This is a genomic window from Citrobacter sp. 21OH12SH02A-Citro (assembly GCF_027919895.1).
In the GTDB taxonomy this organism is placed as follows: Bacteria; Pseudomonadota; Gammaproteobacteria; order Enterobacterales; family Enterobacteriaceae; genus Citrobacter; species Citrobacter braakii.
Genome location: NZ_CP114801.1, coordinates 2,827,975 through 2,841,749, shown reverse-complemented (window position 1 = coordinate 2,841,749; position 13,775 = coordinate 2,827,975). Strand labels below are relative to the sequence as shown.

12 protein-coding genes are annotated in these 13,775 nt (G+C 52.4%); 8 read left to right on the top strand and 4 right to left on the bottom strand.

Features of this window, described 5'->3' with window-relative positions; translation table 11 throughout:
• Window positions 1-46: 46 nt before the first annotated feature.
• Window positions 47-1,018, top strand: coding sequence for a lauroyl-Kdo(2)-lipid IV(A) myristoyltransferase (lpxM, locus tag O6D90_RS13875; protein WP_016152764.1), 972 nt, complete (start codon window positions 47-49; stop codon window positions 1,016-1,018).
• Between the two features lie 44 nt (window positions 1,019-1,062).
• Here lpxM and pyk read toward each other — a convergent pair whose 3' ends face one another.
• Entirely contained in the window at window positions 1,063-2,505 is a 1,443-nt protein-coding gene (gene pyk, locus O6D90_RS13870; RefSeq protein ID WP_016152765.1) for a pyruvate kinase, read from the bottom strand.
• Window positions 2,506-2,623: 118 nt separating this feature from the next.
• Window positions 2,624-3,493: a MurR/RpiR family transcriptional regulator gene (locus O6D90_RS13865; RefSeq protein ID WP_019076523.1), complete on the bottom strand. Its 870-nt coding sequence runs from the start codon at window positions 3,491-3,493 to the stop codon at window positions 2,624-2,626.
• Between the two features lie 368 nt (window positions 3,494-3,861).
• Between O6D90_RS13865 and zwf the strand changes: the two genes are divergently transcribed.
• The 3 genes from zwf to kdgA all read left to right on the top strand — a co-directional run bounded on the left by zwf (window position 3,862) and on the right by kdgA (window position 8,057).
• The gene (gene zwf, locus O6D90_RS13860) at window positions 3,862-5,337 is read left to right on the top strand and encodes a glucose-6-phosphate dehydrogenase (protein ID WP_003034896.1); all 1,476 of its coding nucleotides are present in this window, start codon (window positions 3,862-3,864) and stop codon (window positions 5,335-5,337) included.
• A 232-nt stretch (window positions 5,338-5,569) separates the two neighbouring features.
• Window positions 5,570-7,381: a phosphogluconate dehydratase gene (edd, locus tag O6D90_RS13855; protein ID WP_016152767.1), complete on the top strand. Its 1,812-nt coding sequence runs from the start codon at window positions 5,570-5,572 to the stop codon at window positions 7,379-7,381.
• Between the two features lie 34 nt (window positions 7,382-7,415).
• Window positions 7,416-8,057 (top strand): bifunctional 4-hydroxy-2-oxoglutarate aldolase/2-dehydro-3-deoxy-phosphogluconate aldolase, encoded by a 642-nt coding sequence (gene kdgA / locus O6D90_RS13850; RefSeq protein ID WP_016152768.1) that lies wholly within the window; start codon window positions 7,416-7,418, stop codon window positions 8,055-8,057.
• A gap of 66 nt (window positions 8,058-8,123) precedes the next feature.
• On the opposite strand, the gene purT is transcribed toward kdgA, so the two are convergent.
• On the bottom strand, window positions 8,124-9,302 hold the full coding sequence (gene purT / locus O6D90_RS13845) for a formate-dependent phosphoribosylglycinamide formyltransferase (protein WP_271143119.1): 1,179 nt from the start codon (window positions 9,300-9,302) through the stop codon (window positions 8,124-8,126).
• Window positions 9,303-9,434: 132 nt separating this feature from the next.
• Here purT and yebG point away from each other — a divergent pair, with 132 nt between their 5' ends.
• The 4 genes from yebG to ptrB all read left to right on the top strand — a co-directional run bounded on the left by yebG (window position 9,435) and on the right by ptrB (window position 13,122).
• A complete protein-coding gene (gene yebG, locus O6D90_RS13840) occupies window positions 9,435-9,725 on the top strand; it encodes a DNA damage-inducible protein YebG (RefSeq protein ID WP_003833810.1) in 291 nt (96 codons plus the stop codon).
• A 121-nt stretch (window positions 9,726-9,846) separates the two neighbouring features.
• A complete protein-coding gene (yebF, locus tag O6D90_RS13835; protein ID WP_016152770.1) occupies window positions 9,847-10,200 on the top strand; it encodes a protein YebF in 354 nt (117 codons plus the stop codon).
• Between the two features lie 100 nt (window positions 10,201-10,300).
• Window positions 10,301-10,960, top strand: a complete 660-nt coding sequence (locus tag O6D90_RS13830) for a tellurite resistance TerB family protein (protein WP_016156220.1) — start codon at window positions 10,301-10,303, stop codon at window positions 10,958-10,960.
• Between the two features lie 86 nt (window positions 10,961-11,046).
• Window positions 11,047-13,122, top strand: coding sequence for an oligopeptidase B (ptrB, locus tag O6D90_RS13825; protein ID WP_172452826.1), 2,076 nt, complete (start codon window positions 11,047-11,049; stop codon window positions 13,120-13,122).
• Here the strand turns inward: ptrB and exoX are convergent.
• Window positions 13,104-13,766: an exodeoxyribonuclease X gene (exoX, locus tag O6D90_RS13820; protein ID WP_016152773.1), complete on the bottom strand. Its 663-nt coding sequence runs from the start codon at window positions 13,764-13,766 to the stop codon at window positions 13,104-13,106. The two genes, ptrB and exoX, sit on opposite strands and share 19 nt — an antisense overlap.
• Between the last annotated feature and the right edge of the window lie 9 nt (window positions 13,767-13,775).

Here is a 13,775-nt window from a genome sequence, read left to right as displayed (position 1 = left end):
CACTATCAGCAGATCTACTTTTCGCCGCACCAGACACTGGAAGAACATGGAAACGAAAAAAAAGAATATTGAATATATCCCAGAGTTTCACAAATCATTTCGCCATCCGCGCTACTGGGGTGCATGGCTTGGTGTGGCGGCGATAGCAGGTATTTCGTTAACGCCGGCATCATTTCGCGATCCAATTCTGGCAAAGCTCGGAAGAATGGCCGGGCGGCTGGGAAAAAGCTCGCGTCGCAGAGCACTGATCAATTTATCCCTCTGCTTTCCTGAGCGCAGCGAAGCTGAGCGTGAAGCTATTGTCGATGAGATGTTTGCGACTGCACCTCAGGCGATGGTCATGATGTCGGAACTCGCCATACGCGGCCCGGAAAAAATTCAGCATCGGGTTGACTGGCAGGGGCTGGAAATCATCGAAGAGATGCGTCGCAACGATGAAAAAGTGATTTTTCTGGTTCCTCATGGTTGGGGCGTAGATATCCCAGCGATGCTGATGGCTTCCCAGGGACAGAAAATGGCTGCGATGTTCCACAATCAGGGAAACCCGGTATTCGATTTTGTCTGGAACACGGTACGTCGTCGTTTCGGTGGTCGTTTGCATGCGCGTAATGATGGCATCAAACCGTTTATTCAGTCTGTACGTCAGGGATATTGGGGATACTACCTGCCGGATCAGGACCATGGCCCTGAGCACAGCGAGTTTGTGGATTTTTTTGCTACCTATAAAGCCACGTTACCGGCGATTGGCCGCCTGATGAAGGTGTGTCACGCCCGTGTGGTGCCGCTGTTCCCGGTATACAATGGGAAAACGCATCGCTTAACGATTCAGGTTCGTCCTCCGATGGATGACATCCTGACGGCGGATGACCACACCATTGCCAGACGAATGAACGAAGAAGTGGAAATCTTTGTGACGCCGCATCTCGAGCAATACACCTGGATTCTAAAACTGCTTAAGACGCGCAAACCCGGTGAAATTGAGCCTTATAAGCGCAAAGATCTTTATCCGAAGAAATAAAAAAAGCCTCTCAAACGAGAGGCTTTTTTACATCAAACGGGGCGTTACTCGACGGTCAGAATACGCGTGGTATTCGTTGAGCCAATGGTGCTCATGACATCGCCTTGCGTCACAATGACCAGGTCGCCGGAAACCAGATAGCCTTTATCGCGCAGCAGGTTCACTGCTTCACTGGCGGCAACGACGCCGTCTGTTTCGCTGTCAAAGTGAACCGGGGTGACGCCGCGATACAGGGAAGTCAGATTCAGCGTACGTTCATGACGAGACATCGCGAAAATCGGCAGACCAGAACTGATACGTGAAGTCATCAGCGCAGTACGACCGGATTCCGTCATTGTGATGATAGCGGTGACCCCTTTCAGGTGGTTAGCGGCATACATCGCTGACATGGCAATCGCTTCTTCAACGTTATCAAACTGCACGTCAAGGCGGTGTTTAGAGACGTTGATGCTCGGGATCTTCTCAGCACCCAAACAGACGCGTGCCATAGCCGCGACGGTTTCAGCCGGGTACTGACCTGCTGCAGTTTCTGCAGAGAGCATAACGGCATCGGTACCGTCGAGGACGGCGTTAGCCACGTCCATCACTTCCGCACGGGTCGGCATTGGGTTGGTGATCATCGACTCCATCATCTGCGTGGCGGTAATGACCGCACGGTTCAGCTGACGTGCGCGGCGAATCAACGCTTTCTGAATACCTACCAGCTCAGGATCGCCAATTTCAACGCCCAGGTCGCCACGCGCCACCATCACCACGTCGGAGGCAAGGATGATGTCATCCATCGCATTCTGGTCGCAGACGGCTTCTGCACGTTCTACCTTGGCGACAATTTTCGCATCGCAGCCAGCGTCGCGCGCCAGACGGCGGGCATAGTTCAGATCTTCGCCGCAGCGCGGGAAGGAGACGGCCAGATAGTCAACGCTGATTTGCGCGGCGGTGACGATGTCGGCTTTGTCTTTTTCGGTCAGGGCTTCAGCAGAGAGACCGCCGCCCAGTTTGTTAATGCCCTTGTTGTTGGACAGCGGGCCACCGACGGTAACTTCGGTGAAGACTTTCATGCCCTGAACTTCCAGCACTTTAAGCTGCACGCGACCGTCGTCGAGCAGCAGGATATCGCCCGGGACGACGTCAGCAGGTAGTCCTTTATAATCAATACCGACTTTTTCTTTGTCGCCTTCGCCTTTGCCGAGGTTGGCGTCTAACAGGAACTTGTCGCCAACGTTAAGAAATACTTTACCTTCTTTAAAGGTTGATACGCGGATTTTAGGTCCCTGCAGGTCACCCAAAATAGCTACATGACGTCCCAGTTTTGCGGCAATTTCACGGACCTTATCCGCCCGCAGTTTGTGATCTTCTGGAGAGCCGTGAGAAAAGTTCATACGTACAACGTTCGCACCCGCGGCGATAATCTTTTCAAGGTTATTATCGCGGTCAGTTGCCGGGCCTAACGTGGTAACGATTTTGGTTCTGCGAAGCCTTCTGGACATGTAATACTCCGTTGACTGAAACAACTTGGTGTTGCGTGAACATTAATCCGGTCGTTCTCAAATATTAACGGTAAATGAACGACCCGGATGATAAAAGGGTAGAACATTGTTATTGCTTTTAGCGGTCATCACTCTTGATGAGTAATTCTTTATCAAAACGCGATTCCTTGAGCGCTTCCTTGACACGCTTCAAGTTATCTCTAAATTTTGCCCCACGGCGCAAAGTAAATCCTGTAGCCAGCACATCTATCACGGTCAGTTGAGCAAGTCGAGAGACCATGGGCATATAAATGTCAGTATCTTCCGGTACATCGAGAGTAATTGCCAGCGTTGCTTCACGCGCCAGTGGCGTGCCGGGAGAGGTGAGGGCGATAACCATGGCGTCATTTTCCCGCGCCAACTGCGCCAGTTCCACCAGACTTTTGGTTCTTCCGGTATGAGAAATAAGCACAATGACGTCATCGTCGCTACAATTCATGCAACTCATGCGTTGCAGAACAATATCGTCGGAATAGATTACCGGTACGTTAAACCGGAAAAATTTATTCATTGCGTCATGCGCCACTGCGGCAGAAGAACCGAGGCCAAAGAAGGCAATTTTTTTCGCCTGAGTTAATAAATCTACGGCCCGGTTTACCGCTGCGTTATCCAGAGACTGGCGGACGTGGTCGAGGCTTGCCATCGCTGACTCGAAGATTTTCCCCGTGTAAGATTCTACGCTGTCATCCTCATCCACATTGCGATTAACATAAGGGGTGCCATTTGCCAGACTTTGCGCCAGATGCAGTTTAAAATCAGGGAAGCCGCGGGTATCCATGCTGCGACAGAAACGGTTCACCGTCGGTTCGCTGACATTGGCTTCCACAGCAAGTGTGGCGATGCTTGAATGGATTGCCCGCTCGGGAGAGGCAAGAATAATGTCGGCGACTTTACGCTCTGACTTGCTCAACTGTTCCAGTTTTAACTGGATTTTTTCCAGCATATTCATGATGTAGGTAGACTCATGGGTCATGGGCAAAAACGATTTCAATGATACGGAGAAATCGGGGCATAATTTCGTGTATAGATATTACCCCTGCTAATGCAGCAACGGGGCAAAATGGACAGAATAGTTGTTGTTTTTTTTCATTACATGATCGGAGTCGGGTTTTCTTACGTCTTCAGGGGTACGAAAAAAGACGACTTTTTTGTCCAATTTGCGACGGCAAACGCCCATAAAGCGACTGTTCGCGGTAACAGCACGGCTGGATAAGCGTTTACGGTTTCCGGATTCACGTAAAAGCAGTACAGTGCACTGTAATAAAATTACAACCAGTGTCTGGCAAAAGCACCAGGCACTTAATTGAGGAGAATGACATGGCGGTAACGCAAACAGCCCAGGCATGTGATCTGGTCATTTTCGGCGCGAAGGGCGACCTGGCGCGGCGGAAATTGCTGCCTTCCCTGTATCAACTGGAAAAGGCCGGCCAGATTAACCCGGAAACCCGTATCATTGGGGTAGGACGTGCCGACTGGGACAAAGCAGCCTATACCAAGGTTGTGCGTGAAGCGCTCGAAACCTTCATGAAAGAAAAAATCGACGAAGGTTTGTGGGAGACTCTCAGCGGTCGTCTGGAGTTTTGTAATCTGGACGTCAATGACACCGCCGCGTTTAGCCGTCTGGGCGAAATGCTGGATCAAAAATCACGTACCACCATTAACTATTTCGCGATGCCGCCGAGCACCTTTGGCGCGATCTGCAAAGGCTTGGGTGAAGCAAAGCTGAATGCTAAACCAGCCCGTGTTGTGATGGAAAAACCGCTGGGTACGTCGCTGGCAACATCCCGTGAAATCAACGATCAGGTCGGCGAGTATTTCGAAGAGTGTCAGGTTTATCGTATCGACCACTATCTTGGCAAAGAGACGGTCCTGAACCTGCTGGCACTGCGTTTTGCCAACTCCCTGTTTGTGAACAACTGGGATAACCGCACTATCGATCACGTAGAAATTACCGTGGCGGAAGAAGTGGGTATTGAAGGCCGTTGGGGCTATTTTGACCAGGCAGGTCAAATGCGCGACATGATTCAGAACCACCTGCTGCAGATCCTGTGCATGATTGCGATGTCTCCGCCGTCCGATCTGAGCGCCGACAGCATTCGTGATGAAAAAGTGAAGGTACTGAAATCGCTGCGTCGTATCGATCGTTCGAACGTACGTGAAAAAACGGTTCGCGGTCAGTACACCGCGGGTTTTGCCCAGGGCAAAAAAGTGCCGGGGTATCTGGAAGAAGAAGGCGCGAACAAGAGCAGCAACACGGAAACGTTTGTGGCGATCCGTGTGGATATCGATAACTGGCGCTGGGCGGGAGTTCCGTTCTACCTGCGTACCGGTAAACGTTTACCGACGAAGTGCTCTGAAGTGGTGGTTTACTTCAAAACGCCTGAGCTGAATCTGTTCAGAGAATCCTGGCAGGATCTGCCGCAGAACAAGTTGACCATCCGTTTGCAGCCTGATGAAGGTGTCGATATCCAGGTACTGAACAAAGTGCCGGGTCTGGATCACAAGCATAATCTGCAAATTACCAAGCTTGATCTGAGCTATTCCGAAACCTTCAACCAGACGCACCTTGCCGACGCCTATGAGCGCCTGCTGCTCGAAACAATGCGCGGAATACAGGCGCTGTTTGTGCGTCGTGATGAAGTTGAAGAAGCATGGAAGTGGGTCGACTCAATTACCGAAGCCTGGGCGATGGACAACGACGCGCCGAAGCCGTATCAGGCAGGGACCTGGGGCCCGGTTGCTTCTGTGGCGATGATTACCCGAGATGGTCGTTCCTGGAACGAATTCGAGTAAAATATCATCTAGCCCATAGGTGTTATTTTACCGGTAACATGATCTAACACAGATTGTAGAATAATTTTTGCACTTTTAGGCTCCGCGTGGATTCACCCGCGGGGCTTTTTTTATTACACTGCCTGAAACGATTTTGCCCCTGAGCTACGGCCAACAAGCGATTCAGCTATTTTTACCCAACTGAAACACATTGTTGATCCAACGCTCTGACAGATAAATTTTAGGAGCCTCTATGAATCCGAATTTGTTACGCGTAACACAACGTATCGTCGAACGTTCTCGTGACACACGTTCCGCCTACCTCGCCCGTATTGAACAAGCGAAATCAACTACCGTTCATCGCTCGCAACTGGCATGCGGTAACCTGGCGCATGGTTTTGCTGCGTGTCAGCCGGACGATAAGGCCTCGCTGAAAAGCATGCTGCGTAACAATATCGCGATCATTACCTCCTATAACGACATGCTTTCCGCGCATCAGCCGTATGAACACTATCCGGCCATCATTCGTAAAGCACTGCATGAAGCCAATGCAGTAGGCCAGGTTGCTGGCGGTGTACCTGCAATGTGCGACGGTGTGACCCAGGGGCAGGATGGGATGGAGCTTTCGCTGCTCAGTCGTGAAGTGATTGCGATGTCTGCTGCAGTGGGCCTTTCCCACAACATGTTCGACGGCGCGTTGTTCCTCGGCGTATGCGACAAAATTGTCCCGGGTCTGGTAATGGCTGCGCTGTCATTTGGTCATCTGCCGTCAATCTTTATTCCTTCCGGTCCGATGGCGAGCGGTCTGGCGAACAAAGAAAAAGTGCGTATCCGTCAGCTGTATGCTGAAGGTAAAGTCGATCGCATGGCGCTTCTTGAATCCGAGGCGGCGTCTTATCACGCTCCGGGTACCTGTACGTTCTACGGCACGGCGAACACTAACCAGATGGTAGTGGAGTTTATGGGTATGCAACTGCCTGGCTCCTCATTTGTACATCCTGATGCGCCGCTGCGTGAAGCGCTGACCGCGGCTGCAGCCCGTCAGGTAACACGCCTGACCGGCAATGGCAATGAATGGATGCCGATCGGTAAAATGATCGATGAAAAAGTGGTAGTGAACGGTATTGTGGCGCTGCTGGCGACCGGGGGCTCTACCAACCATACGATGCACCTGGTGGCTATGGCGCGTGCGGCCGGGATTCTGATTAACTGGGATGATTTCTCCGATCTGTCCGATATCGTGCCGCTGATGGCGCGTCTGTACCCGAATGGTCCGGCAGATATTAACCACTTCCAGGCGGCGGGTGGCGTGCCGGTGTTAATGCGTGAACTGCTCAATGCGGGTCTGCTACATGAAGATGTGAACACCGTTGCCGGATTCGGTTTATCCCGCTACACCATGGAACCGTGGCTTAACGAGGGTGAACTGGACTGGCGCGAAGGGGCGGTGAAGTCTCTGGACAACAACGTGATCGCCACCTTTGACCAACCATTCTCCCACCACGGCGGCACCAAAGTGCTGAGCGGTAATCTCGGGCGTGCGGTGATGAAAACGTCGGCGGTACCGGTAGAAAACCAGATTATTGAAGCGCCGGCAGTTGTCTTTGAAAGTCAGCATGATGTCTTACCCGCGTTCGATGCGGGTCTGCTTGACCGGGATTGCGTGGTGGTTGTGCGCCATCAGGGACCAAAAGCGAACGGAATGCCAGAATTACATAAACTCATGCCGCCACTTGGTGTATTATTGGACCGTTGTTTCAAAATTGCGTTAGTTACCGATGGACGACTTTCAGGTGCTTCAGGTAAAGTGCCTTCAGCAATCCATGTAACCCCGGAAGCCTATGATGGCGGGCTGCTGGCAAAAGTACGCGATGGCGACATCATTCGTGTGAATGGACAGACAGGTGAATTGACGCTGCTGGTGGATGAAGAGGAACTTGCCTCCCGTCAGCCACACATTCCTGATCTCAGCGCATCGCGCGTGGGTACGGGACGTGAAATGTTCAGCGCGTTGCGTGAAAAGCTGTCCGGTGCGGAGCAGGGCGCAACCTGTATCACTTTTTAAGACTTATTTTGTAATCAGGCGAGAGAAAACTCTGATGAAAAACTGGAAGACAAGTGCAGAAGCAATCCTGACCACGGGCCCGGTTGTACCGGTTATCGTGGTTAATAAACTGGAACACGCGGTGCCAATGGCAAAAGCGCTGGTTGCAGGGGGCGTGCGCGTTCTGGAAGTGACCTTACGTACCGCATGTGCGATGGATGCCATTCGCGCGATCGCAAAAGAAGTTCCCGACGCTATCGTTGGTGCGGGTACCGTACTGAATCCACAGCAACTGGCTGAAGTCACTGAAGCGGGTGCGCAGTTTGCTATCAGCCCGGGTCTGACCGAGCCGCTGCTGAAAGCTGCAACTGAAGGCACTATTCCGCTGATCCCAGGCATCAGCACCGTTTCTGAACTGATGCTGGGTATGGACTACGGTTTGAAAGAGTTCAAATTCTTCCCGGCGGAAGCCAACGGCGGTACTAAAGCGCTGCAGGCAATTGCGGGTCCGTTCTCTCAGGTCCGTTTCTGCCCAACCGGCGGTATTTCGCCAGCGAACTACCGTGATTACCTGGCACTGAAAAGCGTGCTGTGCATCGGTGGTTCCTGGCTGGTTCCGGCAGATGCCCTGGAAGCTGGCGATTACGCACGCATTACCAAGCTGGCTCGTGAAGCAGTTGAAGGCGCGAAGCTGTAATTGCGTAAAATGCCCGGTAATAATTACCGGGCCTGCGAGTCTGAAACGGGCCATCTGGCCCGTTTTTTATCCTGCGACTTTCACCTGTGCCGCCGCGTCTTTCGCGCGTGTCACCGCGTCTTCAATACTCTGCGCTGTTGCCAGCACAACGCCCATACGACGGCTCCCGTCGATGTCTGGCTTGCCGAAGAATCTGACTTGCATACCTGTGCCCACAGCGGCCTGTACTTTATCAAACGTGACATTCTGGCTGGTAAGCTGCGGCAGAATAACGGCGGAAGCAGAAGGTCCATACTGACGGATTGCGCCAACCGGCAGACCGAGAAATGCGCGTACATGCAGGGCAAACTCAGACAGATCCTGCGAAATCAAGGTCACCATACCCGTGTCGTGAGGGCGAGGGGAAACTTCGCTGAAAATGACCTCATCACCGCAGACAAATAGCTCTACCCCAAACAGACCGTGGCCGCCCAGCGCCAGCACCACCTTACGGGCAATCTCCTGCGCTCGAGCCAGCGCCAGGTCACTCATCTGCTGCGGCTGCCAGGATTCGCGATAATCGCCATCTTCCTGACGATGTCCTACCGGTGCGCAGAAATGTACGCCATCAACGGCGCTGACGGTAAGCAGGGTGATTTCAAAATCAAAATTCACTACGCCTTCGACGATAACGCGTCCGGCACCTGCTCGGCCGCCTTGTTGAGCATAATTCCAGGCTTCAGTGAGTCGATCGGCGGAACGAATAAAGCTCTGTCCCTTACCGGAGGAACGCATTACCGGCTTCACGATGCAGGGATAGCCGATTTCGGCGACGGCCTCGCGAAAGCGGGCTTCGCTGTCAGCAAAGCGGTAAGAAGAGGTCGGTAGAGATAATTCTTCGGCGGCGAGACGACGGATTCCTTCGCGGTTCATGGTCAACTGCGTCGCTCGGGCGCACGGCACGATGTTGTGACCGTCTTGTTCCAGTTTTACCAGCATATCCGTGGCAATCGCCTCTATTTCCGGCACGATATAATGTGGTTTTTCACGCTCGACGAGCTGGCGTAAAGCATCGCCATCCAGCATGTTGATTACGTATGAGCGATGGGCAACGTGCATGGCTGGCGCGTCGGGGTAACGATCCACGGCAATGACTTCCACACCCAGGCGTTGGCATTCAATCGCTACCTCTTTACCCAGTTCACCTGAACCTAATAACATCACTCGCGTTGCTGCGGGACGCAGCGCTGTGCCTAATAACGTCATAAATTAATCCCCTGTTTTATCTGGGCGCAGTATATACGAAAACGTTTGCGTCTGTCTTTATTACCAGGTTGATTTCAAGGCGCAAAAAGAATATACTGTACATAAATACAGGTAATTTAAGAGGCTGCAAAAATGGCGGTTGAAGTTAAATACGTAGTCATTCGGGAAGGTGAGGAAAAAATGTCGTTTACCAGCAAAAAGGAAGCCGATGCGTATGACAAAATGCTTGATACAGCAGATTTGCTCGACACATGGCTGGAGCAATCGCCGGTAGCGCTCGAAGACGAGCAGCGCGAAGCGCTTTCCCTGTGGCTGGCTGAGCAGAAAGATGTGCTGAGCGCCATTCTGAAAAACGGCAAGCTGCCCTCTCCGCAGGCGGTCGAAAACGATGCGCACGCTGAGGATGATACTCAGGCTGCCTGAAACGACTTGCGCTCCTGACGTTTTGTACCATGCTTTTCCCTGAATCATTGTGCAATCCCTGACGTCTTTTCACGTTGCAACAGGCAACCTGAAGGACGAAGGGGAGATTAAGGAGAAAAGAATGTATAAAAAAAGAGCGTTGTTGAGCCTGCTGTTGTTATCTGCCAGCGTATCTGTATTTGCGGCAAATATGGAAAGCAAGAAAGTTCAGTTCCCCAAGTGCGAAGGACTGAATGCTGACGGTATCGCGGCGAGCGTGAAACGTGATTATCAGCAAAATCGCATTGCGCGCTGGGCTGACGATCAAAAACGCGTCGGGCAAGCCGATCCTGTCGCCTGGGTCAACACGCCCGATATTACGGGCAAAGATGGGAAATGGTCAGTTCCCCTCACGGTTCGCGGTAAAAGCGCGGATATTCACTACCAGGTAAAAGTCGACTGCAAAGCCGGAACGGCGGAGTATCAGTCGCAGTAACGAAGGTAGAAGGTATTTGCACTTCTTTTGATGACCTGAACACTTCCTGACATCCCCTCGGGTACGCTTTGATGATTATTCGTCTGTACTTGAGGGCAACATGGCTAACTGGCTGAATCAACTTCAATCTCTTCTTGGGCAAAAAGGATCTTCCGCGTCATCTTCTGGTGAGCAAGGGCTGAGTAAACTTCTGGTTCCCGGCGCGTTAGGCGGTCTGGCAGGATTACTGGTTGCCAACAAATCTTCACGTAAATTACTGAGTAAATACGGCACCAGCGCGCTTCTGGTGGGCGGCGGTGCGGTTGCCGGTACTGTGTTATGGAACAAATACAAGGATAAGGTTCGCGCGGCGCATCAGGGTGAGCCGCAGTTCGGTGCACAAAGCTCGCCGCTGGATGAGCGAACCGAACGACTGATCCTGGCGCTGGTTTTTGCGGCGAAAAGCGATGGTCATATTGATGCCAAAGAACGTACCGCCATTGAGCAGCAGCTCCGTGAAGCAGGCGTGGAAGAGCAGGGCCGTGTTCTGATCGAACGCGCCATTGAACAACCGTTAGATCCTCAGCGCCTGGCACAAGGGATCCGCAACGAAGAAGAGGCGCTGGAAATTTACTTCCTGAGCTGTGCAGCGATTGATATCGACCACTTTATGGAGCGTAGCTATCTGAACGCGCTGGGCGATGCGTTGAAGATCCCGCAGGATGTTCGTGAAGGCATTGAACAGGATCTCAAGGAACAAAAACAGGCTTTACCGGGTTAATTACTTACCGTTAAGGCGCATGTTTCGCTTGCATCATTGCTGTCTTTTGCCACCCTTATAGGATGTTTAAGCAAAAGAACAATGACATGCTACCAAAAGCTTCTCGTATCCCCCACGCCATGACGAATCATGGCGATACCCGCGTTGATAATTTTTACTGGCTGCGAGATGACACCCGCTCGCAGCCAGAAGTGCTGGATTATCTGCAACAAGAAAATGCGTATGGCCGCCAGATTATGGCCTCGCAGCAGGCATTGCAGGATCGCGTCCTGAAAGAGATTATCGACCGTATCCCGCCTCAGGATGCTTCCGCCCCCTATGTGAAGAATGGTTATCGCTACCGGCATATTTATGAACCGGGGTGCGAATATGCCATTTATCAGCGTCAGTCTGCCTTCAGTGAAGAGTGGGATGAATGGGACACCTTGCTGGATGGTAACCAGCGCGCGGCCCACAGTGAGTTTTATACGCTGGGGGGACTGGCGATATCTCCGGATAACACCATCATGGCGTTGGCCGAAGATTATCTCTCTCGTCGGCAATATGGCGTGCGTTTTCGCAATCTGCAAAGCGGTAACTGGTATCCGGAAGTGCTGGAAAACGTTGAAGCGGATCTGGTCTGGGCGAATGACTCGCAAACCTTCTATTACGTGCGCAAACACGCAACGACGCTGCTCCCGTATCAAGTGTGGCGGCATACCGTCGGCTCGCCGTCATCACTGGATGAGCTGGTGTATGAAGAAGCCGATGACATGTTTTATGTCAGTCTGCATAAAACGACCTCGTTACATTATGTGGTTATTCATATCGCCAGCGCGACCACCAGTGAGGTTTTGCTGCTTGACGCAGAACTGGCGGATGCCGAGCCGTTAGTCTTTTTAGCGCGACGTAAAGATCACGAGTACAGCCTCGATCACTATCAGCATACGTTTTATCTGCGTTCCAACCGGCAGGGTAAAAATTTCGGCCTGTACCGTACCCGTGTGCGTGATGAACAAGCCTGGGAGACGCTGATCCCGCCGCGCGACAGCGTCATGTTGGAGGGCTTTACGCTGTTCACAGACTGGCTGGTGGTGGAAGAGCGTCAGCGGGGCTTAACCAGCCTGCGACAGATTAATCGTAAAACGCGCGAAGTGGTCGGTATCGCTTTTGATGATCCGGCGTATGTGACATGGCTTGCCTATAATCCAGAACCTGAGACATCGCGCCTGCGTTATGGCTATTCCTCCATGACCACACCGGACACGCTGTTTGAACTGGATATGGACACCGGAGAGCGTCGCGTACTCAAACAGACGGAGGTCCCAGGGTTTGATGCGGCGAACTACCGTAGCGAACACGTCTGGATCACCGCGCGTGATGGCACCGAGGTTCCGGTTTCGCTGGTTTACCATCAAAAGTATTTCCTGAAAGGGAAAAACCCGTTACTGGTCTACGGCTATGGCTCGTATGGTGCCAGCATGGACGCCGATTTCAGCAGCAGCCGCTTGAGCTTACTGGATCGCGGCTTTGTTTATGCCATTGCTCATGTGCGTGGCGGCGGCGAGTTAGGACAGCAGTGGTACGAAGACGGTAAGTTTCTGCTCAAGAAAAATACCTTCAATGACTACCTCGACGTCTGCGACGCGCTGCTAAAAATGGGTTATGGCGCGCCTTCGCTGTGTTATGGCATGGGGGGGAGCGCCGGAGGAATGTTAATGGGTGTTGCCATTAATGAGCGCCCGGAACTCTTCCATGGCGTCATTGCGCAGGTGCCTTTTATCGATGTGGTGACCACGATGCTGGATGAGTCCATTCCCCTGACGACCGGTGAGTTTGAAGAGTGGGGGAATCCGCAGGATGAAGAGTATTACACCTACATGAAAAGCTACAGCCCGTATGACAATGTTACAGCGCAGGATTATCCTCATCTGCTGGTTACGACGGGATTACACGACTCCCAGGTGCAATACTGGGAACCGGCAAAATGGGTGGCAAAACTGCGCGAGCTGAAAACGGACGATCGTCTGCTGTTACTCTGCACGGATATGGATTCCGGGCATGGCGGAAAATCAGGGCGTTTTAAATCATACGAAGGCGTGGCCCTGGAATACGCGTTTTTGATCGGACTGGCGCAGGGGACACTGCCTGGGCAGGCGTCTGCTCAGGCGTTATCCAGATAGTGCTTTAGCGTTAAGCGCAGCTCCGGGCTCATACTGTCGAGGTTATTAAATAACCAGCGCAGATAGCCCGGATCGCGTTCAGCCACTTCGGATACAGGTTTTCCGCGGTACTTGCCGAAAGTGAAAGTAGTAAGTAACGCAGGACGGCCGGTAATATCGACCATCTGTTCTGCTGACCAGCCTGACGTCTGTATGATGTCGATCAGCAGTGCCGCGGTGATGTAGCAGTCGTATAGGGCACGGTGATGATGCAGGCCAGCTGGCGTCTGCACGCTCAGCTTGCGGGATTTATACAGCGCCATGTTGCTGTATTTGATTCCTGGCCACAAACGACGGGAGAGTTTCATGGTGCAAATCCACTCCCCGGGCATGTCGGGTAATACGCGGCGATCAAAACTTGCATTGTGCGCCACGTACCATTCGCTGCCGTAATATTGGGGGATGACATCTTCAATCCACGGCTTATCGGCCACCATCGCTTCCGTAATGCGATGAATTGCCATCGCCTGAGGGCTGATGGGGCGGTCAGGACGCACCAGGTGGCTCATAGGATTGACTATTTTTCCGTCAACCACATCGACAGAAGCAATCTCAACAATGCCTCCCTGCAGACCACAGGTTTCTGTATCTATTATGCGCAACATGCCATGCTC

What these genes read in the sequence shown, in the direction of transcription:
- lpxM (WP_016152764.1), top strand. Translation starts at nt 47, where the DNA reads ATGGAAACGAAAAAAAAGAATATTGAATATATCCCAGAGTTTCACAAA.
- pyk (WP_016152765.1), bottom strand. Translation starts at nt 2,505, where the DNA reads ATGTCCAGAAGGCTTCGCAGAACCAAAATCGTTACCACGTTAGGCCCG.
- O6D90_RS13865 (WP_019076523.1), bottom strand. Translation starts at nt 3,493, where the DNA reads ATGAATATGCTGGAAAAAATCCAGTTAAAACTGGAACAGTTGAGCAAG.
- zwf (WP_003034896.1), top strand. Translation starts at nt 3,862, where the DNA reads ATGGCGGTAACGCAAACAGCCCAGGCATGTGATCTGGTCATTTTCGGC.
- edd (WP_016152767.1), top strand. Translation starts at nt 5,570, where the DNA reads ATGAATCCGAATTTGTTACGCGTAACACAACGTATCGTCGAACGTTCT.
- kdgA (WP_016152768.1), top strand. Translation starts at nt 7,416, where the DNA reads ATGAAAAACTGGAAGACAAGTGCAGAAGCAATCCTGACCACGGGCCCG.
- purT (WP_271143119.1), bottom strand. Translation starts at nt 9,302, where the DNA reads ATGACGTTATTAGGCACAGCGCTGCGTCCCGCAGCAACGCGAGTGATG.
- yebG (WP_003833810.1), top strand. Translation starts at nt 9,435, where the DNA reads ATGGCGGTTGAAGTTAAATACGTAGTCATTCGGGAAGGTGAGGAAAAA.
- yebF (WP_016152770.1), top strand. Translation starts at nt 9,847, where the DNA reads ATGTATAAAAAAAGAGCGTTGTTGAGCCTGCTGTTGTTATCTGCCAGC.
- O6D90_RS13830 (WP_016156220.1), top strand. Translation starts at nt 10,301, where the DNA reads ATGGCTAACTGGCTGAATCAACTTCAATCTCTTCTTGGGCAAAAAGGA.
- ptrB (WP_172452826.1), top strand. Translation starts at nt 11,047, where the DNA reads ATGCTACCAAAAGCTTCTCGTATCCCCCACGCCATGACGAATCATGGC.
- exoX (WP_016152773.1), bottom strand. Translation starts at nt 13,766, where the DNA reads ATGTTGCGCATAATAGATACAGAAACCTGTGGTCTGCAGGGAGGCATT.